The following is a 24,664-nucleotide window of genomic DNA, read 5'->3' on the forward strand; positions in this document are numbered from 1 at the left end:
ATACTCTCCCGAACCGGGGGGATGAGAACCCCCGACCGGGGGTCGACAACCGGCGCAGCCGGTTGGACAGATGACGAGCCCGCGAGGAATCTGCCCGCAGGGCGAGCGAAGCGAGTCAATCCCCCCCTCACCGCCATCATTTCAGATAAGAGCCTGTACGAAAGTACGGGCTTTTTTCTTTTATACTCTCCCGAACCGGGAGGATGAGAATCCCCGACCGGGGTCGACAACCGGCGCAGCCATTATTATCCTCATGTATCTGCAATAATACATATGAAGCTTTAATCATTTCGGGATGTGGGCCAGGGTAAAGAATGGAGAGGCTGTTCGACGCATACAGGCAGATATTACAGGAACTTGATGTCCGGTCATTTGACCTGCAAGAGGATCAATACTCAGGCGTGTTTTTACCTGCCCCTTTTGAAGAGTACTGGCATTCGCCGGTAAAAATCATGCTGGTTGGGCGCGAAACCGCTGGCTGGAATACGATGAATGGTAAGAACAGGATGTCACGGGTGCTGGGGCTTATACCTGGAATCACCATTGAGCAGGTGATTCAAGAGGCTGTAGACCGTTACAGGCAGCATCTTTCACTTAATAACGATGGAACCCTCAACCTCAAATCACGTAGCCGCTTCACTCAGTATTATTTCCGCCTTGCCCGTGAGTTGAATATCCCCCCTCAGTCTATCGTCTATGCCAATCTACTCGCGTGGGATTACGACAGACTAACCCCACTCACTCGCCCTGAGAATGAAGTAAAGGAAGTGATATCGGCCTCACTGCAATTGCTGGCGGTACAGATTAAACATCTGAAGCCCAATTTCATTATTTTTGCATCCGGTGCAAGGAGAACAGATTGCATCATCAAACGTTTACTGACTGAGTATTTGGATGGTTATGAGACTGTGTCCGTCACGCCCGGGAGGCTATGGGAATTTAAAACGGGTAATGCGGTAGGTTTCAGAATAGCTCATCCGAGGGCTATGCGCGGGCATCAGAAATACAGAGAGCAGGTGATTGAACGCATTAAGCAACTTTGTACTACGGACTGCTAGTGCATTACAGATAATCCAACAGGCATTCTGAGCTTATCTTCCTGGAGAAGTACCAGAAAGCAGGCGAGGTGCCCCATTCTGTTACTGGTGATAGGGACTTATCGACATTGCAGGCCAGAGATCGCACTTTATTGCTCCCCGTGAGCACAGGGCGTGAATTTCAGGCACAAAAAAACCACCCGGAGGTGGTTTCACGACACTGCTTATTGCTTTGATTATTCTTATCTTTCCCATGGTACCCGGGGCGGGACTTGAACCCGCACAGCGCGAACGCCGAGGGATTTTAAATCCCTTGTGTCTACCGATTCCACCACCCGGGCTCGGGAAGAAATTGGAGGCGCGTTCCGGAGTCGAACCGGACTAGACGGATTTGCAATCCGCTACATAACCGCTTTGCTAACGCGCCAGATTCTTCGGGCCTTGCAGCCAACACCCGCAACATGCCGGTGCTTTTAAACTGGAGCGGGAAACGAGACTCGAACTCGCGACCCCGACCTTGGCAAGGTCGTGCTCTACCAACTGAGCTATTCCCGCAATATCAAGTTTTGTTCTAATCACTTGATTTTCTTATCTTCTGGCGAGCTACGCTGCCGTCCGATGCGATGCATTCTACTTACCTGACGCACTGAGTCAACGATATTTTTCAAAACCCGGATCGTTTGCTGAAAATTAACGCGAAACGATCACTGTTCAAGCAAATCTCCACGAGCAGCGTTCAAATATTGCAGCATCGACCACAGTGTCAGTACCGCAGCAATCAGGAAAAGGCCAATTCCCGCCCACTCTACCCATTCGTTTGGACGCCAGAGCATCCAGACCAGTGCGGTCATTTGTGCGGTTGTTTTCACTTTACCGATCCATGAGACGGCAACACTGTTGCGTTTACCCAGCTCCGCCATCCATTCGCGCAGGGCTGAAATAATAATCTCACGGGCAATCATGGTCGCCGCCGGCAACGTCACCCACCAGGTGTGGTAATGCTCTGCTACCAGCACCATTGCGATAGCGACCATCACTTTATCTGCCACCGGGTCCAGAAATGCGCCAAAACGCGTGCTCTGGTTCCAGCGGCGCGCAAGGAAGCCGTCAAACCAGTCTGTTACTGCGGCAACCAGAAAAATCAACGCGCATGCGAACGAAGCCCATTGAAAAGGCAAGTAAAATGCCAGAACAAAAAACGGGATTAGGATGACGCGAAACAGGGTAAGCAACGTAGGGATATTAAATCGCATAATGACGGTAACTATCTGTTGTCAGTAAATTTTGACCCTATGTTGCTACAGAGCCCTTAATGTTTCAACGAGTAGTAGATCTTTTCTGCCAGACCTTGCGAGATACCCGGCACTTTTGCAATTTCCTCGATACTCGCATTCAGCAAGCCCTGCAGCCCTCCCATGTACTTTAACAGTACCTGGCGACGCTTTGGACCAACGCCTTCGATAGTTTCCAGGGTGCTGGTATTCTTCACCTTTGCCCGCTTTTTACGATGCCCACTGATTGCATGATCGTGCGACTCGTCGCGAATATGCTGGATCACATGCAGCGCCGGTGAATCTGGCGGCAGACTGAACCCTTCGCCTTCGGGCTCAAAAAACAACGTCTCAAGCCCCGCTTTGCGGTCAGTACCTTTTGCCACACCCAATAGCAATGGATGATGTTTATCCCACGGGACGTCGAGTTCAGCAAAAACCGTTTTGGCCTGCCCTAACTGCCCTTTCCCGCCGTCGATCAAAATCACATCCGGAATTTTATTCTCATCAATCGCCTTCCCGTAACGACGACGCAGTACCTGATTCATTGCTGCGTAATCATCGCCGGGTGTGATACCAGTAATGTTATAGCGGCGGTATTCCGCTCGCACGGGCCCGTTGGCGTCAAATACCACACAGGAGGCCACGGTCTGCTCACCCATGGTATGGCTAATATCAAAACACTCCATGCGCTTCACTTCAGGCAGTTTCAGCAAGGCTGCCAGTGCCGTCAGGCGTTGATTGACAGTCGACTGCTGCGATAATTTCGTGCTGAGCGCCGTCGCGGCATTAGTACGCGCCAGTTTCAGATAGCGTGCACGATCGCCACGCGGTTTGGTCTGGACATTAACTTTGCGTCCGGCAAGCACCGACAATGAATCCGCTAACAGCGTTTTGTCATTGAGGTTGAAATCAAGCAGGATCTCACCCGGCAGAGTGCGCATCTGGCTCCCCTGCAAGTAAAACTGCCCGACGAAGGTTTCCACCACCTCACCAAGCTCAGTACCATTCGGCACTTTAGGGAAATAACTGCGGCTACCTAATACCTTGCCCTGCCGAATAAAGAGCACATGCACGCAGGCCATACCCGCATCGAATGCCACCCCGATCACGTCCAGATCGTCTCCGGTGTTTGAGACAAACTGTTTTTCGGTTACCCGGCGTACGGCCTGGATTTGATCGCGAATACGCGCCGCCTCTTCAAATTCCAGCGCCTGGCTGGCTTTTTCCATTCTGGCAATCAGTTTCGTGAGCACTTGGTCATCTTTACCGGCCAGGAACAGACGCACGTAATCCACTTGCTGTGCATACTCCTCTTCGCTGACGAGGCCTGCCACGCAGGGGCCGAGGCAGCGGCCAATCTGGTATTGCAGACACGGGCGAGAGCGGTTGCGATAGACGCTATTTTCGCACTGGCGAACGGGGAAAATTTTTTGCAACAGTGCCAGCGTTTCCCGCACCGCATAACCGTTTGGAAACGGGCCAAAGTACTCCCCTTTGGCATGCTTCGCACCACGGTGCATCGCCAGACGCGGATGCGTATCACCGCTCAGGAAGATAAAAGGATAGGATTTATCATCGCGCAGCAATACGTTGTAACGCGGCTGATAAAGCTTGATGTAGTTGTGTTCCAGCAATAGCGCTTCCGTCTCGGTATGCGTTACCGTGACATCAATCTGCTGGATCTGCGCAACCAGCGCCTCTGTTTTTCGCGAGGCGAGATTGCTGCGAAAATAGCTGGAAAGGCGCTTTTTAAGATCTTTTGCTTTGCCAACATAGATAACCGTGCCACCGGTGTCATACATACGGTAGACACCCGGTTTGCTGGTCACTGTTTTGAGAAAGGCTTTTGAATCGAAAACTTCATTCACTGACTTGCTAACGTCTCCGCATTGCACAGACCATGGCGAATCGCCAGGTGAGTCAGCTCCACGTCACCATGAATGTTCAATTTACTGAACATGCGATAGCGATAGCTGTTCACCGTTTTGGGGCTGAGATTCAGTTGTTCAGAGATCTCATTGACCTTCTGACCTTTAGTGATCATCAGCATAATCTGCAATTCGCGTTCAGACAAACTATCAAACGGAGAGTCAGTTTTTTCCGGTTCAATCTGGCTGAGAGCCATCTGCTGAGCGATATCAGACGCAATGTATCGCTGTCCGGAATGGACGGAGCGAATCGCATTGACAACTTCCTGCGGGGCAGCGCCTTTGCTGAGATAACCTGACGCGCCAGCTTGCATCACTTTCGCCGGAAGCGGGTTTTCTGTATGGATGGTAAGCATGATGACTTTGGTGTCGATATTCGCGCGCGCAATCTTGCGTGTGGCTTCAAGGCCGCCGATACCCGGCATGTTCATGTCCATCAACACAACGTCGACGGCATGTGCCCGGCACCATTTTACGGCATCCTCGCCGCAACAAACTTCGCCAGAAATTTTTATGCCTTTAATATCTTCGAGAATGCGTCGTATCCCTGCGCGCACCAGTTCGTGGTCATCAACAAGAAGTACGTTGATCAATGGAATATCTCCAGAAAAGGGATGACGCTGCTGCAAGCTAATTTTCACATACTAACGGTTTTTGCTGCGTTATTGAAAGTTAAAAAATGCCACTCATTCGATTTCGGTCTCGTTTTTGGAAATTAACCTGTACATTTTGTGGAAACTTCCCCAGCCCGCGCCGCATCTGGTTTATGTGTTTAAAAGTGCTTTTCGGAAAGTTGACGGAACGCACTTTTTTATTCTGAAGGGGAAATAGAAGCGGCGCTTTGTAACAATAATTAACCATCGCTCTACCTCTATTAAACATATATTTTGCCTGCATTATTAAAAATAAATATTCGGCTAATGTTTAATTTAATAAACCAGACAGCTCGCGCACAAAACAACCACTGCTATTTTTCCCCTGCCTTGTGGTATACTCCGCCGCTTTGACATTCACCGTCACGCTAAGCACGGTAACATAACGAGGTAAATAAATGAGCACACCTGATTTTTCCACTGCTGATAATAGCCAGGAACTGGCTCAGGAAGTCTCATGCCTGAAAACGATGATCACGCTGATGCTACAGGCTATGGGGCAGGCTGATGCAGGCCGCGTCATCATTAAAATGGAAAAACAGATCGCGACGCTGGAAGATGAAGCACAGGCGGCGGTGTTCGCCAACACGGTGAAGCAGATCAAACAGGCTTATCGCCAGTAAGTGAATCGGCTGGCAGCACAAAAGCTGGCAGCCGGTATATGTCTGTCACGCAGAACGAAGATGCCGATCAGATGATTCCCGTCGCCGCCGCATAACAGGCAATCTGCGTTTTATTCGGCGCGTTGAATTTTTTCTGCATGTTCTTTTGGTGAAAATTCACCGTATTCTCTGAGATGGACAAAATCATAGCGATTTCGGCCGATGTCTTACCTTCCGCTGTCCATTTCAGAATTTCTTTCTCGCGCTTACTGAATTTCATTTCCGGCGCAATGACCATATTGTCTCCCAGTCGGGAAAGCGTGATCAGGCTCTGTTGAATCAGTGTCTGCAGGCGCAGCTCAATCTCTTCATCATGCTGTGGATGATGGAGAATACTCGAGCGAGATACGGACAAGAATCCCAGCGCATGGTTTGGCAGCATCAAACACTGCGTAATCCCTTTGCGTAATCCAAAATCCCGTGCGGTATTCCATAATTCCGGTGTCTCGTGAAATAATTTGTCATTCCACGGCAAATGCCCATGAAGGAAATTTTCGGGTTTAAGCACCGGGTCAACAGCGAAATAATTTTCGGCCTGATAATGCGCCATCCAGGCATCCGGATACGTAGTGTGTACATTGATTTTCGGGCGCGTAAACGGCACCGGATGACGGACACACAGTGCAAAAAAATCAAATTCAAGCAGCTGCGTTTGCTGCTCTAACATTGAATATACATCTTCCTTGTCCGTTATCTCCTGAAAACGTAGCAGCATATCCCTGCGCCACGAGAAAAAGTCATTATCCCGCATACTGACCGATATCACCCCTGACAATAATAATCATTATTATGGATACATTAAATTAACACATAAATCTTTTTTATAAGTGTAAAATATCGGTATTAGCGGAAATCAGTAAAAATTTTCGTGGGTTATGGAGAGCAGCCAGGGCAGAAGGTACTGTTTTTGGCGGGAAAATGCGAAGACGATTGGTGCCAAATATCATTATCGGCAATGCATATGATTAAATGTGCACAAATAAATTTAACTTAAGTTGATGTTAATCACCGATCCGGACAGCGAGCTGCTGCCGAATCGGTAAGTCACTACTGCATCAGAAATTTTTCCAGAAATTGCTGTGTGCGTGGTTGCTGCGGATTCGCGAATAACGACTTCGCTGGCCCCTGTTCGACAATGCGCCCCTGGTCCATAAAGATAGCCCGGTCTGCCACATCGCGCGCAAAGCTCATTTCATGGGTGACAATCACCATCGTCCGTTTTTCCTGCGCCAGTTGCCTGATGGTGTTAAGCACCTCTCCTACCAGCTCAGGATCCAACGCCGAGGTCGGTTCATCGAACAGGATGACATCCGGGCGCATCGCCAGCGCACGGGCAATCGCGACACGCTGTTGTTGTCCGCCGGATAAACGCCGCGGATAACTGGTCTCTTTACCACTTAATCCGACTTTGGCCAGCAGCTCTCGTGCACGCGCTGTCGCGTCATCTTTCGCTTCCCCTTTCACAATGACCGGGCCTTCGATGATGTTTTCCAGGACCGTACGATGTGGAAAAAGGTTGAAGTTCTGAAACACAAAACCTACATGCTGGCGCAACTGGCGAATCAGGTTTTTTTGTTGTCCCAACGGTCTTGCCGTATCGATGGTCATATTACCCACCCGTATCGTACCGCTTTCAGGCTGTTCCAGCAGATTGATACTACGTAATAACGTGGTTTTACCGGAACCGCTGGGGCCGATAATTGCCACGACTTCCCCTTGCGCCACATCAAGGTCGATGCCGTGGAGCACCGTCTGACCGTGGAATTGTTTTACCAGGTTTCTCACTTCGATGGCACTCATTTCGGATCACGCTCCTGACGGTTCAACTGGTTTTCAAAATAGTTCTGCAACGCAGAAAGCACCGTCGCCATCACCCAGTAAATCAGCGAAGCAGCCAGATACATCGTGAACACTTCCAGCGTACGCGAAGTGATCAGCTGCGCCTGACGGAACAGTTCCGGTACCTGGATCGTCGCAGCCAGCGAGGTATCTTTCACCAGACTAATAAAGCTGTTAGAGAGTGGCGGCAGGGCCACACGGGCAGCCTGCGGCAGTATTGCGCGACGTAACGTTTGCCAGGGTGTCATGCCGATACTGGCGGCGGCTTCCCACTGCCCTTTATCAATAGACGAGATCGCCGCACGCAATGTTTCCGAGGCATAGGCGGCCGTATTGAGCGATAAACCGATCATCGCCGCCGGAATCGGATCCAGTTCAATCCCAAATTGCGGCAAGCCGTAGTAGATCATGAAAAGTTGGGCAATAAGCGGCGTACCGCGAAAAATCGAGATATAGATGCGCGCCAGCCAGCGCACAGGCAGCAGTGGAGAGAGGCGCATTAACGCCAGTATAAACCCCAGCAACAGTCCAAAGAACATGCCGCCGATACTCAGTTGCAGCGTAAATACCGCTCCTTTAAGCAGGAACGGTGCAGAGTCGATCACCAGTTGTAGACTTTCTTGCATTATGGTTGTTCTGCCCGGTAATTAAACATGTGGGTGATAGGCAAACAGCGCCGGAGCGCCACCGGTGTGGACAAATAATATCGGGCCATCATCTTTAAAACGCTTCCGCTCTATCCCATCGAGCAGCCCTGCCATCGCCTTGCCGGTATACACCGGGTCGAGAAGAATGCCTTCCAGCCGCGCAAGCAGTTTAATAGCCTCGTTTCCTTCATCGCAAGGCTGGCCGTAGCCCGGCGCAAAATAGTCATCCCAGAGGGTAATCTCTGCGCTGGCTTTTATGTCCAGCCGTTGCGCAATCTCCTGTTGCAAGGCCACGACTTTGGGCTTTTGGTCGGCAACAGTGCGTGATACCGTCACGCCGATGAGCTCTACATCCGGGAGCAGTTGCTCCAGACCAATCGCCAGCCCGGCATGTGTTCCGGCACTGCCAGACGCTACCACGACAGAAGAGAGTCCTACCGCCCCTTCACACTGCCGGGCGATTTCAAGCGCGCTCTCTACATAACCCAGCGCACCCAGTGCGTTTGAACCACCAACAGGAATCACGTAAGGGCGGAAACCCTGCGCTTCAAGACGCGTTGCCAGCTCGTCCAGTTGGCGTGTGGGATCGGTCAGCGCGTCGCACATTTCGATTTGCGCATTGAACAGGTCCAGCAGCAGACGGTTTCCGTTGGTCAGATAGTTTTCTGCGGTTGTGCCAATCGGGTTTTCCAGCAGCGCCACACAGTGCAGCCCCAGTTTAGCGGCCACCGCCGCCGTCTGGCGCACGTGGTTAGACTGAATAGCTCCAGCGGTAATCAGGGTATCAGCCCCTTCGCGCAGCGCATCTGCGGCGAGAAATTCCAGCTTACGCAGCTTGTTACCGCCCATCGCCATGGGGGTAACATCATCGCGCTTGATAAAAATGTCACGACCGAGGAAATCAGAAAAACGCGGCAGGTATTCCAGCGGCGTCGGCGCGCCGATAAATTCCAGACGGGGAAAACGGGTGAGATTTTGTAAGGACATCGATCCTCCGGTAGCGAGATATGAATTTTTTTTATTATGCACGTATACCGCGCGTAAATAAAAAAGGCGCTAAATTTAGCGCCTTTTTCTTACGGAGAGATTACTTCGTTACATCTGCGCCGAACCATTTTTCCGATAGCGCTTTCAACGTGCCATCTTTCTGCATCTCGGCAATCGCGCCATCAATGGCTTTCAGCAGGTCTTCGTTACCTTTACGCAGTGCGACACCCGCTTCCTGACGTGAGAAGGCATCACCCGCAACGGCCAACGTATTGTTGGTTTTTTTCACCAGATCAAGCGCGGCAAGACGGTCCACCAGAATGGCGTCAATGCGGCCTACGCGCAGATCCTGATATTTTGTCGGGTCATCATCGTAAGTCCGGATATCAACACCCTGCACGTTGGCGCGCAGCCACTCTTCATAGTTGGTGCCCAGGCCCACACCCACTTTTTTACCTTTCAGATCGGCAGAGGATTTGATGCTCTCTTCATTGCCTTTCTTCACAAGCGCCTGAATACCAGAGACGGTGTAAGGGGTGGAGAAATCATATTTTTTCTTACGTTCATCAGAGATCGTGACCTGGTTAATCACCACATCGATACGTTTTGAATCCAGCGATGCCAGCATGCCATCCCATTTGGTGGGTTTCAGGGCCGCTTTCACACCCAGATGTTTCGCCAGCGCATCGGCAAATTCAACTTCAAAACCGGTAAGCTTGCCATCATCCCCCTGAAAGCTGAACGGCGGATAGGTGCCTTCCAGCCCAACCAGCAGGGTGCCGCGCTCTTTAACTTTATTCAGTAAATTTTCAGCGGCGAACGTTTTGACGCTCATTCCCGCAACCAGCGCGACAGCCATAACCCCCATCAGCGCCTGACGACCCAAAAGTGCAAGTTTCATAGTGTCTCCGACCAGAAAATGAAGAGCATAACGAACGGTACCTGAATCATTTTCAGGCACCTGTGCGTTACATTTTATTCATTTTCAATATATATCAGATCGAGCACCGACAGCGATCTTTTGCGCAACGTTAAAGCGTGATTGTGCTTTAAATTGTGCGTACTTACGCAAGGCGATACGGTAATTATTGGTACTGGTGGTGGGTAACCAGGGCTCCAGATTCTCATCAGGATACCCTTCATCAAGAAGATCACGGGAGATATTAAGCTCACTTAAATGATTTCCGAGGCGGCGAAGACGAACGACGTATTCGCGCACCGTGCCATGGCTCATTTCAGTGTGATCGAACAGGAATTGTTTAAATCCAATGATATCGAAGAAATCACTTTGCTCTTTGCAATGCAGGTCACCGCAGAATCGGCAGAGCGCTACCCATTCTTTTTGCTCCTGCTGCCAGGCAGCCTCATCCAGAAGCATGTCCAGGCGTGATATTGCAATTTTGTTCACAATTTCGCCTCGACGCACCAGGGTGATGCGGTCGAGTAATTTGTGACAATGTGCGCAATGCGTTTGGCTGTGTTTAAAGTCTTTTAAATAGCGGCTTAATGGCCGTCTTTTAGGTTGCTGCACCGTCATGATAACTCCTGGTTGTCAATGCGTTGTGCGGCATCTTTCAGGGGCGATCCAGTACAGATAGTCTCACCAACCTATAACTTACCCAGCTTTGTACGTAAACGCTTAATAGCCTGACTATGCAATTGGCTAACCCGAGACTCTCCGACGTCAAGAACAGCGCCAATCTCTTTAAGATTAAGCTCTTCCTGATAATAAAGCGTCAGAACCAGTTGTTCGCGCTCCGGTAAGGATTCAATCGCTTCCATTACACGGTGACGCAAATTACTTTCCATTAACTGGAATAACGGGTTTTCCTGTTGATGATCGTCAGTCACCACTTCGATACTGTCACCATGCTCTTCTCGCCATTCGTCATAGGAGAAAAGCTGGCTATTATTGGTATCAAGCAGCATCTGACGGTATTCTTCAACCGGAACACCGAGGCGTTGTGCGACTTCTGTTTCGGTCGCATTACGTCCCAGCTCTTGCTCAAGTTGCCCTATAGCCTGTGCTACTTCGCGAGCGTTACGCCGGACACTGCGCGGTACCCAATCACGGCTGCGCAATTCATCCAGCATAGCCCCACGAATGCGTTGCACTGCGTAAGTGGTAAATGCCGTTCCTTGCAGAGCGTCGTATCGGTCAACTGCATTCAGTAACCCGATCCCGCCCGCCTGTAGCAGATCGTCCAGTTCCACACTCGCCGGTAAACGCACCTGCAGGCGCAATGCTTCGTGACGCACCAGAGGTACATAACGCTGCCACAGCGAGTGTTTATCCATTACACCTTCAGCGGTATACAGTGAATTCACGATAAACAGCCCTGCGTTAGTTTGAGTTATCGGCATGATTATCCGATTCTGTAGCACTTTTAATCGGATGAATAGTGGGTGAAATGGGGGGTTATTTGCAGGGTTGTGTATCAGAGTTCATCTCATACTGTAAATGTACACTCCCATCCGCCCGGGCGCCGCATGATCAATGTATTAATTTCACCTGCTGGTACAGAAATCGGTCGTGAGATTTGGCTATCGCTTCGTTATGAAAAAACGGTGAAGCTATTTCTCGCAGGCTCCTGTTGTAACACCCCTGCCCGTAATAATATTCGGTGGCCTTTTATATTGCCAAAGGCCAGAAATGCAGACTGGCAACAGACATGTCGGGCGCTAAATGTATTATACGACATCCAGTTTTACTTTCCTGCGTATGGCACAAACCAAGTAGCTGACGCAGAGCATCTGACTGAAAAAACAGCAAAAAAATCAGTTTCAGATAGAGGTTATGGCACACCCTTTTTTTATAAATTTCAACCCCTGGTTAATACCCCGGCTATCATTTTCTCATCTGCTAACGATAACCCTGCGGAAGTGACTGAATGTCGGCTGCAATTTATTAAACCAGACGGTAAAAGCTACCATCGCGCCGTGCAGACAATTAAGGGCAAAGCCGCTTTAGAAATACAATTATGTGACAAGCATGCTTTGTCGATTCGGGTGTACTGCTGCGGTTATGAATATCGGGTTAGTAGTTTTGTTCATGAAAAATATGGCAATACTTTCCGTCAGCGTTCTTTTCAAAAAAGTATTCAAAACGGATTATCCCTTTATCCACCTTTTAGATACGAACATCACAAAACGCCGGTTACCGTTATGCGCAGGTCGACCGTTAAAGGTCAGCTCGTTAAGCGGCGACGCAGTGATTCTTTTTTTGGCAGAGCCAACCATTTAAGCCGCAATGATAAGATTACGGTGCATCGACATACAAACGTCATCTCAAAAGGGTGGCATTTATGAACGATCCGGAAGGCTTTCAACAACAGGTATTTATACCTTGATGTCACTATGACAGACCTTATTCTCAAGGAATAATCATGAAAAAAAACGTCGTTTTCATTCACCTCGAAAGCCTTAATCAGGCGATATACAGCCGTCGCCAGTGGTTTCCATGTCTGAACAGCCTGACGCCGCATACATTACGCTTGAATAATTTTATCTCATCAGCGACGTCCTCGTTTATGGCCGTCAGTGACTTACTGCACGGTGATGACGACATCCTTGAGCATAATGTGAATTTTGAGATAGGGTTGGTGCCGCGCCGTAAGTCGCCGTCTATGTTTGATGATCTGCATAACGCCGGTTACCGTACTGCCGGGCTGGGTTTCCCACAAAACGTGGTGAGTTTTGACATGATCTGGAGCGAGCGTGATCGCTTCAAATGGTATGACACGTCCAGCGAGATGCTGCATACCGCCGAGTCAATTATTGCTGACCATTCTCAGCCTTTCGCGCTGTATATCTGGAATCTGTGTAGTCACCTGTGCTACCAGGACGGTTACAAAGGCGCCAGCGATAATAGCTTCATCCGCTGGCAACGCGGTTATGAGAGTATGGATAATACCGTTGGCGATATCCTGCGCCTGCTGATGAACCATAAACAGATGGAAAATACCACGCTGGTTATCTTTGGCGATCATGGTGACGATTTCTGGAACCACGGCCTTAATGGTGGATTTGCTCACGCCATAGAACCCTATACCTCTTTGGTTCATACACCAGCATTTATCTACGACAGCAACTATAAAGCACGTGATATCAATCATCTGGTTAGCATGATTGATCTGAAAAAAACGGTCTTTGAAATGTTGAACATTCCGGTGACGGGTGAAGATAACCCTGCAAGCTTCTCTGCGCTTTCTGGTGACAGGAAATACAGTTATAGCCGTAACCTGTTTGCGGCCCAGACCGGTGAAACGCGCCATACCCCGCTGCGTAAAGGTTACTCCATCACCTCTGAACTTTTCCATCTGCTGTATGTGAATGGCGAGTACAAGATGTATGCATGGCAAGCGGACAGTGCAAACCAGTTCAACTTACTGGATTACCTGAAAACCGAAAATGGTAAAGCTTCTATCGATTATGAACGCCTTGGAGCAGGCAGAGCCGCAGGTGCGCATCCGCATGTTCAGTACTTCTTATATCCGGGTTGCGAAACGGTAATTGTGGAGGCGTTTGAAGAGATGTCATCCCTGTTACAACAGTGGATTGCGGACAAAAACAATCTGGTTGATTAACAGCGGAAATAAAAAACCCATCGTAATGATGGGTTTTTTATTATTAGCGCAGACGGGCAATCTCAATAATTTCGGTTGTCGAGATCGACGGGGTTCTCGGCAGGTAAACAACCTCGCACCACGGTTTAACCCAATCAAAACGCCCTTCCCAGTCATCGCCCATCACCAGTAAATCGGCGTTTTTCATCTCGATATATCGGGCCTTATCTTCCAGTGATTCTTCAATGAACACTTCATCCACGCAGCGCATTGAGCTGATAATTTTAACGCGGTCATCCTGGCTATAGAGCGGGTAGCGCTGCTTTTTTTTAAAGCTCAGCGCGTCAGAGGAAACACCCACAATAAGATAATCGCCAAGCTGAGCTGCGCGCTCAAGAATGTTCACATGTCCAATATGAAAGACGTCAAAAGTACCGAAAGTGATCACTCTTTTCATATCATATACCCGGCAATACTAATTTAAAGTCACAGTGGTCTGGAGAGATAGAGTGTCCCAAACTTTTCTCGCGAATAAGATCGGTAATCATATCGACTTCATCCAGCGTCAACGTGGGATAAATCGGTAAACAAAGCACCGAAGCAGATACTTTTTCAGCCACAGGCATCAGACCCGGCTGCGCGCTGGGTAATCCACGGTACATCGGGAATTCAGAAATCAGCGGGTAGAAATAGCGTCGGGTAAAAATATTATGCGGCTTGAGACTTTCATAAAGTTCATCTCGTGAGCAGGCAAAGATCTCATCGATAAATATCGGCGTATAAGCGTAATTCCACTCGATATTTTGCGGTTTATCCAGAATCCGTAATCCTTTAATGCCAGCGAGTTTTTCGACATAGCGCTTATAGATTACTTCACGGTTGAGTAAAGCCTGATCGATATGTTGCAACTGAAGCATACCAAAAGCGGCCTGAACTTCGTTCATTTTGCCGTTGATACCCGTCGCAACAACGGTAGTTTCATTTGCGAAGCCAAAGTTTTTCAGATCGTCGATGCGTTTTTTCATTTTCGCATCCTGACAAATAATGGCTCCCCCTTCGACTGTATTAAAGACTTTCGTCGCGTGGAAACTGAGGATCGACAGATCCCCATGAGTCAGAATGCTACTGCCATTTTCTTTTACGCCAAAAGCATGGGCCGCATCATAGATAACACGCAGATCGTACATATCAGCAATGCGCTGAATCTCATCCACATTACACGGAATTCCGTAGCAGTGGACTGGCAAAATCGCTGTTGTTTCCGGGGTGATCGCCGCTTCGATCTTACGCGGATCCATATTGCAGGTTTTTGGATCGATATCCACGAAAACCGGTTTTAACGAGTTCCAGAGGATGGTATGCGCCGTTGCCACGAAAGAGTACGGGGTGGTAATCACCTCCCCCTTTACTCTTAATGCCTGCAGTGCCGTTAACAACGCCAGCGTACCGTTTGAAAATAACGACAGGTACTCAACACCTAAATATTTCGCCAGCGCCGCTTCAAATTGCTGATGAAACGGACCAGAGTTGGTCAGATGTTTGCTTTGCCAGATCTGCTCCAGATAAGGAATAAACTCCTCAAGCGGCGGCAATAACGGGCTGGTTACATAAATATTATCGCGCATGGATTTACTCCTGGCTCGCCTCGATATCACTGATATCGAGGACAAAACTTTGCGGCTTCTTACCATCGCAGTAATTCTGCCAGATGGTACGGAGCAATTTTTCAAAGGTTCTCGAAGGAGAGACAACCTCGTTTTTCCGTTGCACAAAACGTTCACGCATATTTAAGCGGATAGCGTTCAACTCTTCTTTTTTATCTATCCATGCCAGAGCATGCTCGATATAAGCTTCCTCGTCTTTAACAAGGAATTGTTCAAGCTGATAGGCTTTGATTATCTCGTTACCCTGGCGACCGGCCATCGTTTTTCCGCTCAGGGTGAGCATCGGTACCCCCATCCAGACGGCGTTATTACTGGTAGTACCGCCGTCATACGGGAAGGTATCAAGCATAAGATCAATCTCAAGGTGCATGCGCATATATTCCGCAAAATGCGTTTTTGCACGGAAAATAAGCTGCTCGGACTTAACGCCCAGTGCCTCAAATTTTTCCCGCAAACGTGCGGAAACGTCTTCTGAGGGCATATAACCAATTAACATTCTGGCATCAGGCGCAGCAGTCAATATTTTGGCCCATGTGGCAACCACACCGTCGCTGATTTTTTTCGGTCGGTTAAGGCTACCGAAGGTAAATACGCCATTAGAAAGAGCGGGCAACGGATTCACATCCGGCACATTTTTCGGCGGCTCATACTGAACCGGCATTGGCATAAAGATCAGTTTTTCGGTGAACTGATCATCAAGTTCTCCCGGTTTCGCCATACCCGTGCCACAAATATGGTAATCCATAGCGATAAGGCCAGACGTACAGGGATAACCAATCCAGCCAAGCGTGACCGGTGCGGGTTTCAGTGCAAATGTCGCAAGGCGGTTGTAACCGGTATGGCCGGAAAGATCGATAAGAATATCCACGGCATCTTCATTAACGATGCGGGCGAGTTCCAGCGCGCTTTTCGTAAAGACATTGCGCCATTTTGTTGATGTTTTTTCGAAATATTCACTCACATCGTCATAAATTGGCGAGGTGTTGTAGATGTATAATTCATACTGTTCACGATTGAAATTTGCCCAGTATGGCTTAAGGAACCAGGTCACCGGGTGATGGCAAAGATCGCCGGATACAAACCCAATACGCAACGGGCGTTTCGGATCTTTACTGCCTGACCAGTTGAAGCGAGTTTTCTGCTCTTTAGCCCATTTCTCCGTCAACCGACCATATACGCGATGTTCTTCAAACAGGGCGGCGGGCTCTATATTTGCGCTATGGGACAACGCAAAATTCAGACGGCTGTAATTACCCTGATCTGATGGCATCAGTTTAATGGCTTTGCGAAGTAAGCTAATAGACTCTTCTACCCGCAGATTTTCCGCTACTAATACCGCGAGGTTAGCGACCATCCCTGCATTATTTGGCGTAATGGATAGCGCTTTTTTATAGCAATATTCAGCACTGGCAACCGCTTCATAATCAGAATACAGACGCCCCAGCGCATCCCAGGCAAGTGCATTACGCGGGTCTGCGCGCAGGATGGCGCGCACCACGCGGCCTGTCAGCCAGTCTTGCTGCAAATGCCACAGCGCCACAGCCAGTTCGAAATAGATGTCCCAACTGACAGAGGTAATACTCAGCGTGCGGTTAATCGCACCAATCGCTTTGCCGTATTCAGAAGTGCGGCTGTAAACACGTGAAAGTTCCAGCCAGGCATTCGGATTCGCTTCCATCTTACTGACCACATCCAGCGCCAGCTCTCTCGCTTTGTCAAACTCACTGTTGAGAATAAGCGAATCGAGACGATCAACGGTTTTATGGTCGACTGGCTGCATATCCTTTTTATCAAGCGGGAGAGTGTCCGCACGCAGATTTGCCCCTTCGAAGCCCCCATTCTGCGGCGCGCTGGAGAACAGAATGAGAGGCAGGATCGTGCCAGCCATTTCTTGTAACGTAGCGACTTTAATTAACGACTGATAATGTGCAATCCAGCTGGCAACGCTACCGGTCAACACCCCTTTACGACGCAAACCGTCTACCAGTTTAATGTCAGCGAACGCCAGATTATCTTTTTCCAGCACCGACACTTCCTGCGCGGTCAGCTCAACGGCTTCGTTCCAGAAGTTAAAGCCCGATTTTAATTGCTGGAAAGCCTGGCCAAAGATGGTGGTCAAACGCGGCGTTTTTTGTTCGTTGTAAACAGAAGGGATGCGCTGGAAATATAACCCCGCAGCACCCTGCATGAATAAGGCGCCCAAAGATAGCAACAGTTTTTCTTCATGCTCTGCTTTTTCGGTTTCAGGGGAGCGTGTGTGGAAGGCTAACTGCTCAAAGCTCATGCTAAGCGGCCATGCTTCACCCAAAGCATCCAGCACAGACAATGTGACCACATCATCGGTCGCAATAAAAGCACCGGACTCAGAACGCAGGCGATTATAAATCTTGCCGTTACCATCAATTTCGCGACGGAAGCTCGCCGCCCAGTGGAAATCCTGCAAACGGGTAAGATCGGGCTGAGCTGAAATTACCTGTGACTTAGCGGCGGTAAGCAAGCTAAAGCGTGAACGACGGTTAACAGAAAAATCGAGGTATTGCTGAACAAGTAGTTTATCCTTGTGAGGACACACGGCCTCGGAAAGTTCTGCCACCTTGTCGCCGTAATGCGCCGGACACTCTTTCCATGGGAAAAGGTCGCCAACATAGCATAGCCCGGAACGTGTAACGCTCTCATGGAAATCGACAAAGTAGCTGGCGTTGTTCATGCCGTGTAAATAACGCAAGGCGAAGGTTTCATCATCCATCGCCTCGGCTTCACTGATTAACTCTTGCAGCGCTTCGCGAGCCGGGTGTTGACTCATGCCCAACGAAAGCCATGTTAATGCCGCACGAGCGCTGCTTAAACGCAGTTCATCACTGTTAGCGTCGCGCGCATGCAGGGCGATTGCGTCCTGAATAATCTGGCTTACACCAGCACCAGGCTGGGTAAGCCACTCGGTCGCAACCACCCCCTGGGGGGTCAGATGCTGTTGGCAAAAGGCGAACAACGCTTCGCGCGTCTGGCTATCAAGCAGCGAGAAAATATTGTGAATGATGATGTAATCAAACTGAACACCAAGACCTGCCAGCAAATTTTCCAGGTCAGAGCAAAACAGCTGAGTATTTTTGATTCCCGCTAATTTGAACTGCAACTGCCCGGCATCAATTTTCTCCGGCGACAGGTCGATACCAATAATTTCGGCCTGCGGATAGGCGAGAGCAAAAGGCATAAGATGCGAAGCATCGCCGCAGCCAATATCCAGGATACGCGCGCGATCTGGCGCAGCGCCGTCAATACCATATAGCCAGGCGCTAGCCTGAATACGTGTTGCGCTGAGATAAGGAGCAACAGTGGTCGACTTAGGTATAGCGGAATTAACTGACGCTAAATTGAAACTTTGCGGTAAATCTAAAGAGAACACAGCGCTATCCTTTACAGTTTGGAAACCATTTTCCTCATCCTACCAGCGCGCTGTAGTGTCCATTGGCAGAGTAAACGTCAATAATAGGGGTAATTCTATCTATCAAAAAATGTGGCAAAGGGGCGCAACAAACACGCTGCGCCGCCAAAGTTCATGAAGAAAACTTACCAAATAAAATCAACAATATAGTTTAATTCGTGAAATGTAATTTTATTACTCCAGATAAAAATCGACGGCATCAACGTCCAGCACCAGAACATCATCCAGTTGTGCAACGTCCAGGCGCTCCGGAAAATAGTTATCAATGAAAATTGCCGGACCTTTTATATGCGTTGATTTTTTAACTGTGTCTTGCAAATGGATGATTTCATCAAATAACAGCGGTGAAATCGCCGCCTGTTTTAATGTCTCGAGCGGTTTTTTCTCGTGGCGGGTAATTAAATGCAGTGATTTACCATGGGCGCGACTTTGATACAAAAAAGCCAGTAGCACAGGGTTAGGTTGCTGACGAATAATCAGCGTATCATCCAGATCGACATAGACGCGCTGATATTGCAGCGTCGTGGCTGCGCGGGTGCGGATAGATCGCTCAATAAGCGTCACATGCGGCGTGACCAGCGGAATCACATCTCTTCCCATAAAATCATGCAATGCCATAAGCGGTAAATTAACACCGAGAGCGCGTTGGGCCACCATCGTCCCGGCGATGCGACACGATACTTCAAGTAATTTCCAGCGCTGCTCTCTGTCTTGTTTCAGCTGGAAAAACCAGGGACCTCTTAAAGTTAATCCGGCGTTAATTTCGCGTGCAATAGTGGCGATCTCGTCGTCAGGGGCGACACTTTGCGAACGCATCGTGATGCCCGCCCTTACCCGCTCACGCGTACGCGGCCCCACCCAGACGAGTTCGCCGCGCCGGTTGGTAAAACAATCCACCGTCAGCTCGCGGCCAGGCAAATATTCGACCACTACGGGCAGATCGCGACTGGCAATAGCTTGCGCCAGTTGCTCCTCATTCTCTGCAAGTGCGATGCCATTGCCCCCCTGGCCACAGTCAGGTTTAACGATAACCGGCCAGCTTTTCGGCATTTCTCCGATGGCGTAGACATGCGGAATCCAGCTTGCGCCAGCAAATCGCTTATACGTCAGGCTTTTACGACGAGCAATGCGCGTGGTTTCCCGATTGCCGTTAACGAGATAGCAACCGGATAAATCCCCCATTTCCGCCAGTTTTTCGCATACCGTATCGTGGGTAGCAAAAATGACGTCAATCTCATGGGTAATCAGCATCTCTCTGAAATAAGAATCAAATTCCGGTGCGTTGATAAAGGGAACATCACCAATATAATCCGCAAAATGAAAACGCCCGTGATCTTCGCAGCTTGATGCGCCGATCAGCCGGTTAATATGGAGCGAATAACGAAGCGATTGCGCGATCTCTCCTGCGTTTTCCGATCCGCAGGGGAAAACGAGCACATTTATTTTTTTCATTTTTTTATTCCTTAGCCTCAGCCGTAACCACAGACCTGACAATCTCACTAAGTTGCTTAATGTCCTCTTCGCTATAGCGCTGATCGCACGGCAATGGGATCATATAATTGACAAAGTTCGCCTCGATGCTGTCAGGCTCAACCCGTTCAAGAACTTCGCGCCAGTAGGTGGCGACATAAACGCCCCGGGCAATAAGCGCCTGATGTAATGCTCTTGTCGGGTAGAAAAACGGATAGCAAAATGGCCCGGCGACAGGGGCCTTTGAAAAACGGAATGCATTAAGAGAGCCCAGCGATTCACTCAACAGAGCATAATTCCGCTCGCGGACTTTCCTGATACGTTCGTAATCAACTGAACGCAATATTCGTTCCGTTAATGCGGACATTTTCCTGGCCGTGATGGTATGAAGCGCTGACTCCGCCTGCTGAAAATCGGCATAGCCTGCAGAAGTGCCATGCTCATGCTGAACTAAAAGATGGGAAAAATGATGGAGCGACTCCCGATCCTGAATATCAGGGAACGGTAAATCAATCTGTGTCTCCAGAAATCCACCATCAGAAACACCAAAAAACTTCCGCGGCGAATAGAGGTTGGCCAATGCCGGATATTGTTGCTGAAAAAATGCCTGAGAGTGATCGAAAATGATCCGTTCAGCAGGAATCATTCGCGAAAGCTTTTCTTTCTGCTCTCCACCCTGCCCCAGATAATCGACATAAAGAAGGCAATCTTCTTTTTCAAACGGCAAGGATAACAACGGAAGGTAATCGTCCGCGAGTCTGTACCAGACAATTTCTACCCTCGCGGCAACAACGGCATCAATAACACTCTGGCAAATCAGCCTGGGTAACCAGAGGCGCTGCGGCCGCACGCATCCTAAAAGATGATAAAGGGCACCGCGCGCCGAGTGGTACGCTCTGGCATGTGGGTAATAATGTGCGCCGGCAGGAGGTAATTCCAATGGGAAGTAACCGCCGAATGTTTTATTTGCCATTCTGAATTCAGTCAACGTAGCTAAAATTCTTTAATGCCTGCCTCACCTGCTCAGGCTCACAGTGCATCAAAACATCAATCATCGAAAGATAGGGCACAAAATCATGTGCGCCTTGTGAATATGCGGTGTTCTTCGCCTGCAAAAATCGCAGCGTAATACCGTGTTCAGCAAACGCTTTCGCACTGTATAAATGACGTCCCCCGGTACTGTTTACATACCTGTCGCCTTCCAGCGCTTTGCAAATACCAATGACCTTGTTCTCAGCATTTTCATTGCGATCATAAGTCAGGCTGGAGGATCGTACTATTTTTTGCTCCAGTCCAAGATAACCTGATACACCGTCAATCGCGACCTGGCAGCACGTTGTAATATCGCGATCTCTGTTCCATAACGCTTTTTCCACCAGTGGCATGACGTCAGTAAAATAAGGGGCTTTGCGATAACTTTGCTCGAGAGTTCGCGAGATTTTCTCAACGTGGACAGAGAATGTCAGTTCGCCGATTCGCCTGAATGATGACGCTGAGGGTACTGGTAACGTAAATCTCTGCGCCTGTCCATCAACAAGAATGCTGTTGCGATTGATATATCCCTGCTTGATAAAGTTAGCATCGTCGTAGAGCACGAAGACATCGGACTGATAGATAAGCTGGAAGTACCCTATCCATGGAAAAAAGTAGGGCTGCATTATGGCAACATTCATCTTCCTTTATCCTTATTATTACTGCCAACGCGCGAAAGAAAAATTATCGTAACATTGCGGTGCTTTCACCATAGAGCAAAAAGGCAGAGGATCGATATTCTGTTTATGAAATTAGCCGGCGTAAGGGCAAAAAAAAACCAACCCCGAAGGGTTGGTTTTCAGTGCCACATTGAAGCGTATTATTAACGCAGCAGGGACAGTACAGACTGCGGAACCTGGTTCGCCTGAGCCAGTACAGAAGTACCTGCCTGTTGCAGAATCTGCGCTCGGCTCATGTTAGAAACTTCGGTCGCGTAATCAGCATCCTGAATACGGGACTGCGCTGCGGACAGGTTAGTCACGGTGTTGTTCAGGTTGGAGATAGTAGAATCGAAACGGTTCTGAATCGCACCCAGGTCTGAACGCTGAGTATCAACAGCTTTCAGTGCATCGTCGATAGAGTTGAGTACGTTGGTTGCCAGAACGTCGAAGCCTTTAGCTTTGATGCTACGAGTTTCGCCAGAAGCCAGACCAGTGGTAACACCGGTGGTACCCGTTGCGTCGAATTTGTTCCAGCCGCTGTTGCCAGAGATGGTGATGTCGATTTTCTCGCCATCTTTAGAGCCAACCTGGATAGAGATAGTGGTTGCAGAGTTAGAACCAGCCAGGATTTTGATACCGTTGAACTGGCTCTGGCTTGCAACACGGTTGATCTCGTCCAGACGCTGGTTAACTTCAGACTGGATGGAGTCGATGTCGGAACCGGAGTTGGTACCGTTCTGAGCCTGAACTGCCAGCTCACGGATACGCTGCAAGTTGTTGTTGATTTCGTTCAGAGAACCTTCGGCAGTCTGAGCAATAGAGATACCGTCGTTCGCGTTACGAGAAGCCTGAGTCAGACCTTTGATGTTTGCAGTGAAACGGTTGGAGATTGCCTGACCAGCCGCATCATCTTTTGCGCTGTTGATACGCAGACCGGAGGACAGACGCTCAATAGCAGTGCCCAGCGCAGACTGAGATTTGTTCAGGTTGTTCTGAGTAGTCAGTGACAACAGGTTAGTATTGATAACTGCCATAATTACTTTCCTTCAAAAATTGATTTAGGGTCGGTGCCTAACACTTACGGCGTCTCTCACCGTCAACAAGGGTATCGGCGCATCTTCGAAGGACTTTAGAAATAATCGATAAAAACTTTTATCTCTTTGTTTTTAATATATTTAAATTTCTTAAAGCGTCTTTTTAGCTCAAAAAACCGCCTTTTCGTTGCGGTTTTTGTCTTCTACAATCCTCTTATTTACCACTAACTGCTCCCGCTTTTCTGTCGATTATTTTTTCATAGGGTGTGTAAACTTTTTGCTCGAGTTGCCGATAGAGAGTCAAGTTACACACAAGACGCAAAGGAAAACAGACATGGCTTCTATTAGTAACCTTGGTGTAGGTTCCGGTCTGGATCTAACCACGTTGTACAACAACCTGGAAGCAGCTGAAAACACCAAGCTGACAACGATTACCAACCAGAAGACCACATATACCGCTCAATTAAGTGCGTATGGTAAGTTGCAAAGTGCCTTAACCAGCCTGCAAACCGCAACAGCGGCGTTGGGTAAAGCAGCTACATGGAACTCAACAACAGTTAATAGTACTAACACGTCTTTCTCTACGGCCACGACCAGTGATGCAACCGTAGGGAATTATACTGTTAACGTAAGTCAGGTGGCGAAAGCGCAAGTACTGATGTCATCCAGTATTGCCAGCAATACCACACAGCTTGGCGGAACGACGACTGACAATACTCGTACTATTACCATTACCCAGCCGGGAACGAAAACGCCGCTGACGGTAAAATTATCAGATTCTGAAACGTCATTGACCGGTATCGCTAATGCCATCAACAAAGCGAATGGCAACGTTACCGCGACGGTAATGAAGGCAACTGATGGCGACTATCGCCTGATGCTGACCTCAAAATCGACCGGTACCGATTATGATATGACAGTCACCGTTACAGGCGATGATACCCTGCAACAGAAGATTGGTCATGACAGCAGCACGACTGCCCTTACCGTGCAGACACAGTCTCAGAATGCGAAGCTCTCCATTAATAATGTTGCGATTGAACGTGCAAGCAACACCATTACTGATGCATTGCCCGGTGTGACACTGACGCTCAAATCAAAAAGTACAGCAGATGAAACGCTGAGTATCGGCCGTGCAACGGACGCTAACACCACGGCTATTAATAACTGGGTTACCGCCTATAACTCACTGCAATCCACCATCGCAAGCGTAACGAAGTATGTTGCCGTGGATGCAGGTGCTGATAGCCAGTCCTCCAGTAACGGCGCGCTGCTGGGCGATTCGAACGTGCGTTCGATTCAATCGCAACTGCGTTCCCTGCTGACAGATGTACAAAGCCAGAGCGGCAATTACAAAATTCTGGCTCAACTTGGGATTACCCAGAATCCGGTCACCGGTTCCGATGGCTCAACCGGAACATTAACGGTGGATTCGACCAAGTTATCGAAAGCGTTAACCGACAACCCGGACCTGGTACAGGCCTATTTTATTGGTGACGGTAGTAAGACTGGTTTAGCGACCAAGATGAACAATACCCTGACGTCGATGCTGAGCACCGCGACAGGTAAAACGGGCGTTATCCAGAATGCGCAAGACGGTATTAACAAGACCATTAAGACTCTTGATCAGCGTTATACCGATATGGAAGCAACAATTGAAGCAACCATGGCGCGCTACAAGGCGCAATTTACTGCGCTTGACACAATGGTCAGTAAGTTAAACAGTACCGCAACTTACTTAACGCAGCAGTTTAGTTCCCGCAGTTAA

22 protein-coding genes, 3 tRNA genes and 1 pseudogene are annotated in these 24,664 nt (G+C 49.0%); 6 read left to right on the top strand and 20 right to left on the bottom strand.

The annotated features are described in order from the left end of the window. The first annotated feature begins 314 nt into the window (after positions 1 to 314). Positions 315 to 1,058: a hypothetical protein gene (locus tag AAIG39_RS22105; protein ID WP_343194752.1), complete on the top strand. Its 744-nt coding sequence runs from the start codon at positions 315 to 317 to the stop codon at positions 1,056 to 1,058. A gap of 233 nt (positions 1,059 to 1,291) precedes the next feature. Here the strand turns inward: AAIG39_RS22105 and AAIG39_RS22110 are convergent. From AAIG39_RS22110 to uvrY, 6 genes are all read right to left on the bottom strand, one after another. Next, a tRNA-Leu gene (locus AAIG39_RS22110) sits at positions 1,292 to 1,378 on the bottom strand. A gap of 12 nt (positions 1,379 to 1,390) precedes the next feature. After that, a tRNA-Cys gene (locus tag AAIG39_RS22115) sits at positions 1,391 to 1,464 on the bottom strand. A gap of 52 nt (positions 1,465 to 1,516) precedes the next feature. After that, positions 1,517 to 1,592: transfer RNA gene (locus tag AAIG39_RS22120), tRNA-Gly, on the bottom strand. 149 nt (positions 1,593 to 1,741) lie between these two features. Beyond that, complete coding sequence (gene pgsA, locus AAIG39_RS22125; protein ID WP_047369806.1) at positions 1,742 to 2,290, bottom strand: CDP-diacylglycerol--glycerol-3-phosphate 3-phosphatidyltransferase; 549 nt, start codon at positions 2,288 to 2,290, stop codon at positions 1,742 to 1,744. A 56-nt stretch (positions 2,291 to 2,346) separates the two neighbouring features. Continuing rightward, complete coding sequence (uvrC, locus tag AAIG39_RS22130) at positions 2,347 to 4,179, bottom strand: excinuclease ABC subunit UvrC (protein ID WP_249572999.1); 1,833 nt, start codon at positions 4,177 to 4,179, stop codon at positions 2,347 to 2,349. Beyond that, positions 4,176 to 4,832: a UvrY/SirA/GacA family response regulator transcription factor gene (gene uvrY / locus AAIG39_RS22135; RefSeq protein ID WP_090087183.1), complete on the bottom strand. Its 657-nt coding sequence runs from the start codon at positions 4,830 to 4,832 to the stop codon at positions 4,176 to 4,178. The genes uvrC and uvrY overlap by 4 nt, the downstream gene beginning before the upstream one ends. A gap of 356 nt (positions 4,833 to 5,188) precedes the next feature. Here uvrY and AAIG39_RS25775 point away from each other — a divergent pair. Both AAIG39_RS25775 and AAIG39_RS22140 read left to right on the top strand, forming a co-directional pair. Further along, positions 5,189 to 5,278: pseudogene (locus AAIG39_RS25775) on the top strand (hypothetical protein); the annotation flags it as partial. A gap of 12 nt (positions 5,279 to 5,290) precedes the next feature. Continuing rightward, complete coding sequence (locus AAIG39_RS22140; RefSeq protein ID WP_090087188.1) at positions 5,291 to 5,515, top strand: DUF2594 family protein; 225 nt, start codon at positions 5,291 to 5,293, stop codon at positions 5,513 to 5,515. A 67-nt stretch (positions 5,516 to 5,582) separates the two neighbouring features. On the opposite strand, the gene sdiA is transcribed toward AAIG39_RS22140, so the two are convergent. From sdiA to AAIG39_RS22175, 7 genes are all read right to left on the bottom strand, one after another. Next, positions 5,583 to 6,305, bottom strand: a complete 723-nt coding sequence (gene sdiA, locus AAIG39_RS22145; RefSeq protein WP_090087192.1) for a quorum-sensing transcriptional regulator SdiA — start codon at positions 6,303 to 6,305, stop codon at positions 5,583 to 5,585. A 296-nt stretch (positions 6,306 to 6,601) separates the two neighbouring features. Then, a complete protein-coding gene (tcyN, locus tag AAIG39_RS22150; RefSeq protein WP_090087194.1) occupies positions 6,602 to 7,354 on the bottom strand; it encodes an L-cystine ABC transporter ATP-binding protein TcyN in 753 nt (250 codons plus the stop codon). Continuing rightward, positions 7,351 to 8,019 (bottom strand): cystine ABC transporter permease, encoded by a 669-nt coding sequence (gene tcyL / locus AAIG39_RS22155; protein WP_090087196.1) that lies wholly within the window; start codon positions 8,017 to 8,019, stop codon positions 7,351 to 7,353. The genes tcyN and tcyL overlap by 4 nt, the downstream gene beginning before the upstream one ends. Before the next feature lie 21 nt (positions 8,020 to 8,040). Continuing rightward, positions 8,041 to 9,027: a D-cysteine desulfhydrase gene (gene dcyD / locus AAIG39_RS22160; RefSeq protein ID WP_090087198.1), complete on the bottom strand. Its 987-nt coding sequence runs from the start codon at positions 9,025 to 9,027 to the stop codon at positions 8,041 to 8,043. Positions 9,028 to 9,127: 100 nt separating this feature from the next. Continuing rightward, on the bottom strand, positions 9,128 to 9,928 hold the full coding sequence (gene tcyJ / locus AAIG39_RS22165; RefSeq protein ID WP_090087527.1) for a cystine ABC transporter substrate-binding protein: 801 nt from the start codon (positions 9,926 to 9,928) through the stop codon (positions 9,128 to 9,130). Positions 9,929 to 10,012: 84 nt separating this feature from the next. Beyond that, positions 10,013 to 10,564 (bottom strand): flagella biosynthesis regulatory protein FliZ, encoded by a 552-nt coding sequence (fliZ, locus tag AAIG39_RS22170; protein WP_090087200.1) that lies wholly within the window; start codon positions 10,562 to 10,564, stop codon positions 10,013 to 10,015. 71 nt (positions 10,565 to 10,635) lie between these two features. Further along, complete coding sequence (locus AAIG39_RS22175; protein ID WP_090087530.1) at positions 10,636 to 11,355, bottom strand: RNA polymerase sigma factor FliA; 720 nt, start codon at positions 11,353 to 11,355, stop codon at positions 10,636 to 10,638. A gap of 162 nt (positions 11,356 to 11,517) precedes the next feature. On the opposite strand from AAIG39_RS22175, the gene AAIG39_RS22180 reads away from it, so the two are divergent. Then, positions 11,518 to 12,336: a hypothetical protein gene (locus AAIG39_RS22180; RefSeq protein WP_343194753.1), complete on the top strand. Its 819-nt coding sequence runs from the start codon at positions 11,518 to 11,520 to the stop codon at positions 12,334 to 12,336. A gap of 77 nt (positions 12,337 to 12,413) precedes the next feature. Beyond that, positions 12,414 to 13,613: a sulfatase-like hydrolase/transferase gene (locus AAIG39_RS22185; protein ID WP_249573002.1), complete on the top strand. Its 1,200-nt coding sequence runs from the start codon at positions 12,414 to 12,416 to the stop codon at positions 13,611 to 13,613. A 43-nt stretch (positions 13,614 to 13,656) separates the two neighbouring features. Here AAIG39_RS22185 and AAIG39_RS22190 read toward each other — a convergent pair whose 3' ends face one another. From AAIG39_RS22190 to AAIG39_RS22220, 7 genes are all read right to left on the bottom strand, one after another. Further along, positions 13,657 to 14,049, bottom strand: coding sequence for an FAD synthase family protein (locus tag AAIG39_RS22190; protein WP_041851812.1), 393 nt, complete (start codon positions 14,047 to 14,049; stop codon positions 13,657 to 13,659). A 1-nt stretch (position 14,050) separates the two neighbouring features. Next, on the bottom strand, positions 14,051 to 15,217 hold the full coding sequence (locus tag AAIG39_RS22195) for a DegT/DnrJ/EryC1/StrS family aminotransferase (protein WP_343194754.1): 1,167 nt from the start codon (positions 15,215 to 15,217) through the stop codon (positions 14,051 to 14,053). A gap of 4 nt (positions 15,218 to 15,221) precedes the next feature. After that, the gene (locus AAIG39_RS22200; RefSeq protein ID WP_343194755.1) at positions 15,222 to 18,659 is read right to left on the bottom strand and encodes an O-linked N-acetylglucosamine transferase family protein; all 3,438 of its coding nucleotides are present in this window, start codon (positions 18,657 to 18,659) and stop codon (positions 15,222 to 15,224) included. A 213-nt stretch (positions 18,660 to 18,872) separates the two neighbouring features. After that, on the bottom strand, positions 18,873 to 20,150 hold the full coding sequence (locus AAIG39_RS22205) for an ATP-grasp domain-containing protein (protein ID WP_343194756.1): 1,278 nt from the start codon (positions 20,148 to 20,150) through the stop codon (positions 18,873 to 18,875). A 4-nt stretch (positions 20,151 to 20,154) separates the two neighbouring features. After that, the gene (locus AAIG39_RS22210) at positions 20,155 to 21,141 is read right to left on the bottom strand and encodes a hypothetical protein (protein WP_343194757.1); all 987 of its coding nucleotides are present in this window, start codon (positions 21,139 to 21,141) and stop codon (positions 20,155 to 20,157) included. Positions 21,142 to 21,148: 7 nt separating this feature from the next. Then, positions 21,149 to 21,841 carry a WbqC family protein gene (locus AAIG39_RS22215; RefSeq protein ID WP_249573007.1) on the bottom strand — a complete coding sequence of 231 codons (693 nt, stop codon included), beginning with the start codon at positions 21,839 to 21,841 and terminating at the stop codon, positions 21,149 to 21,151. Positions 21,842 to 22,023: 182 nt separating this feature from the next. Continuing rightward, the gene (locus AAIG39_RS22220; RefSeq protein WP_343194758.1) at positions 22,024 to 22,896 is read right to left on the bottom strand and encodes a flagellin N-terminal helical domain-containing protein; all 873 of its coding nucleotides are present in this window, start codon (positions 22,894 to 22,896) and stop codon (positions 22,024 to 22,026) included. Between the two features lie 334 nt (positions 22,897 to 23,230). On the opposite strand from AAIG39_RS22220, the gene fliD reads away from it, so the two are divergent. Beyond that, entirely contained in the window at positions 23,231 to 24,664 is a 1,434-nt protein-coding gene (gene fliD / locus AAIG39_RS22225) for a flagellar filament capping protein FliD (protein ID WP_090087212.1), read from the top strand.

It is taken from the genome of Phytobacter palmae (genome assembly GCF_039409775.1).
Classification (GTDB): Bacteria; Pseudomonadota; Gammaproteobacteria; order Enterobacterales; family Enterobacteriaceae; genus Phytobacter; species Phytobacter palmae.

What these genes read in the sequence shown, in the direction of transcription:
- dcyD (WP_090087198.1), bottom strand. Translation starts at nt 9,027, where the DNA reads ATGTCCTTACAAAATCTCACCCGTTTTCCCCGTCTGGAATTTATCGGC.
- AAIG39_RS22220 (WP_343194758.1), bottom strand. Translation starts at nt 22,896, where the DNA reads ATGGCAGTTATCAATACTAACCTGTTGTCACTGACTACTCAGAACAAC.
- AAIG39_RS22215 (WP_249573007.1), bottom strand. Translation starts at nt 21,841, where the DNA reads ATGAATGTTGCCATAATGCAGCCCTACTTTTTTCCATGGATAGGGTAC.
- fliZ (WP_090087200.1), bottom strand. Translation starts at nt 10,564, where the DNA reads ATGACGGTGCAGCAACCTAAAAGACGGCCATTAAGCCGCTATTTAAAA.
- fliD (WP_090087212.1), top strand. Translation starts at nt 23,231, where the DNA reads ATGGCTTCTATTAGTAACCTTGGTGTAGGTTCCGGTCTGGATCTAACC.
- AAIG39_RS22140 (WP_090087188.1), top strand. Translation starts at nt 5,291, where the DNA reads ATGAGCACACCTGATTTTTCCACTGCTGATAATAGCCAGGAACTGGCT.
- AAIG39_RS22195 (WP_343194754.1), bottom strand. Translation starts at nt 15,217, where the DNA reads ATGCGCGATAATATTTATGTAACCAGCCCGTTATTGCCGCCGCTTGAG.
- AAIG39_RS22205 (WP_343194756.1), bottom strand. Translation starts at nt 20,150, where the DNA reads ATGAAAAAAATAAATGTGCTCGTTTTCCCCTGCGGATCGGAAAACGCA.
- AAIG39_RS22185 (WP_249573002.1), top strand. Translation starts at nt 12,414, where the DNA reads ATGAAAAAAAACGTCGTTTTCATTCACCTCGAAAGCCTTAATCAGGCG.
- tcyN (WP_090087194.1), bottom strand. Translation starts at nt 7,354, where the DNA reads ATGAGTGCCATCGAAGTGAGAAACCTGGTAAAACAATTCCACGGTCAG.
- sdiA (WP_090087192.1), bottom strand. Translation starts at nt 6,305, where the DNA reads ATGCGGGATAATGACTTTTTCTCGTGGCGCAGGGATATGCTGCTACGT.
- pgsA (WP_047369806.1), bottom strand. Translation starts at nt 2,290, where the DNA reads ATGCGATTTAATATCCCTACGTTGCTTACCCTGTTTCGCGTCATCCTA.
- AAIG39_RS22105 (WP_343194752.1), top strand. Translation starts at nt 315, where the DNA reads ATGGAGAGGCTGTTCGACGCATACAGGCAGATATTACAGGAACTTGAT.
- tcyL (WP_090087196.1), bottom strand. Translation starts at nt 8,019, where the DNA reads ATGCAAGAAAGTCTACAACTGGTGATCGACTCTGCACCGTTCCTGCTT.
- AAIG39_RS22190 (WP_041851812.1), bottom strand. Translation starts at nt 14,049, where the DNA reads ATGAAAAGAGTGATCACTTTCGGTACTTTTGACGTCTTTCATATTGGA.
- tcyJ (WP_090087527.1), bottom strand. Translation starts at nt 9,928, where the DNA reads ATGAAACTTGCACTTTTGGGTCGTCAGGCGCTGATGGGGGTTATGGCT.
- AAIG39_RS22210 (WP_343194757.1), bottom strand. Translation starts at nt 21,141, where the DNA reads ATGGCAAATAAAACATTCGGCGGTTACTTCCCATTGGAATTACCTCCT.
- AAIG39_RS22180 (WP_343194753.1), top strand. Translation starts at nt 11,518, where the DNA reads ATGATCAATGTATTAATTTCACCTGCTGGTACAGAAATCGGTCGTGAG.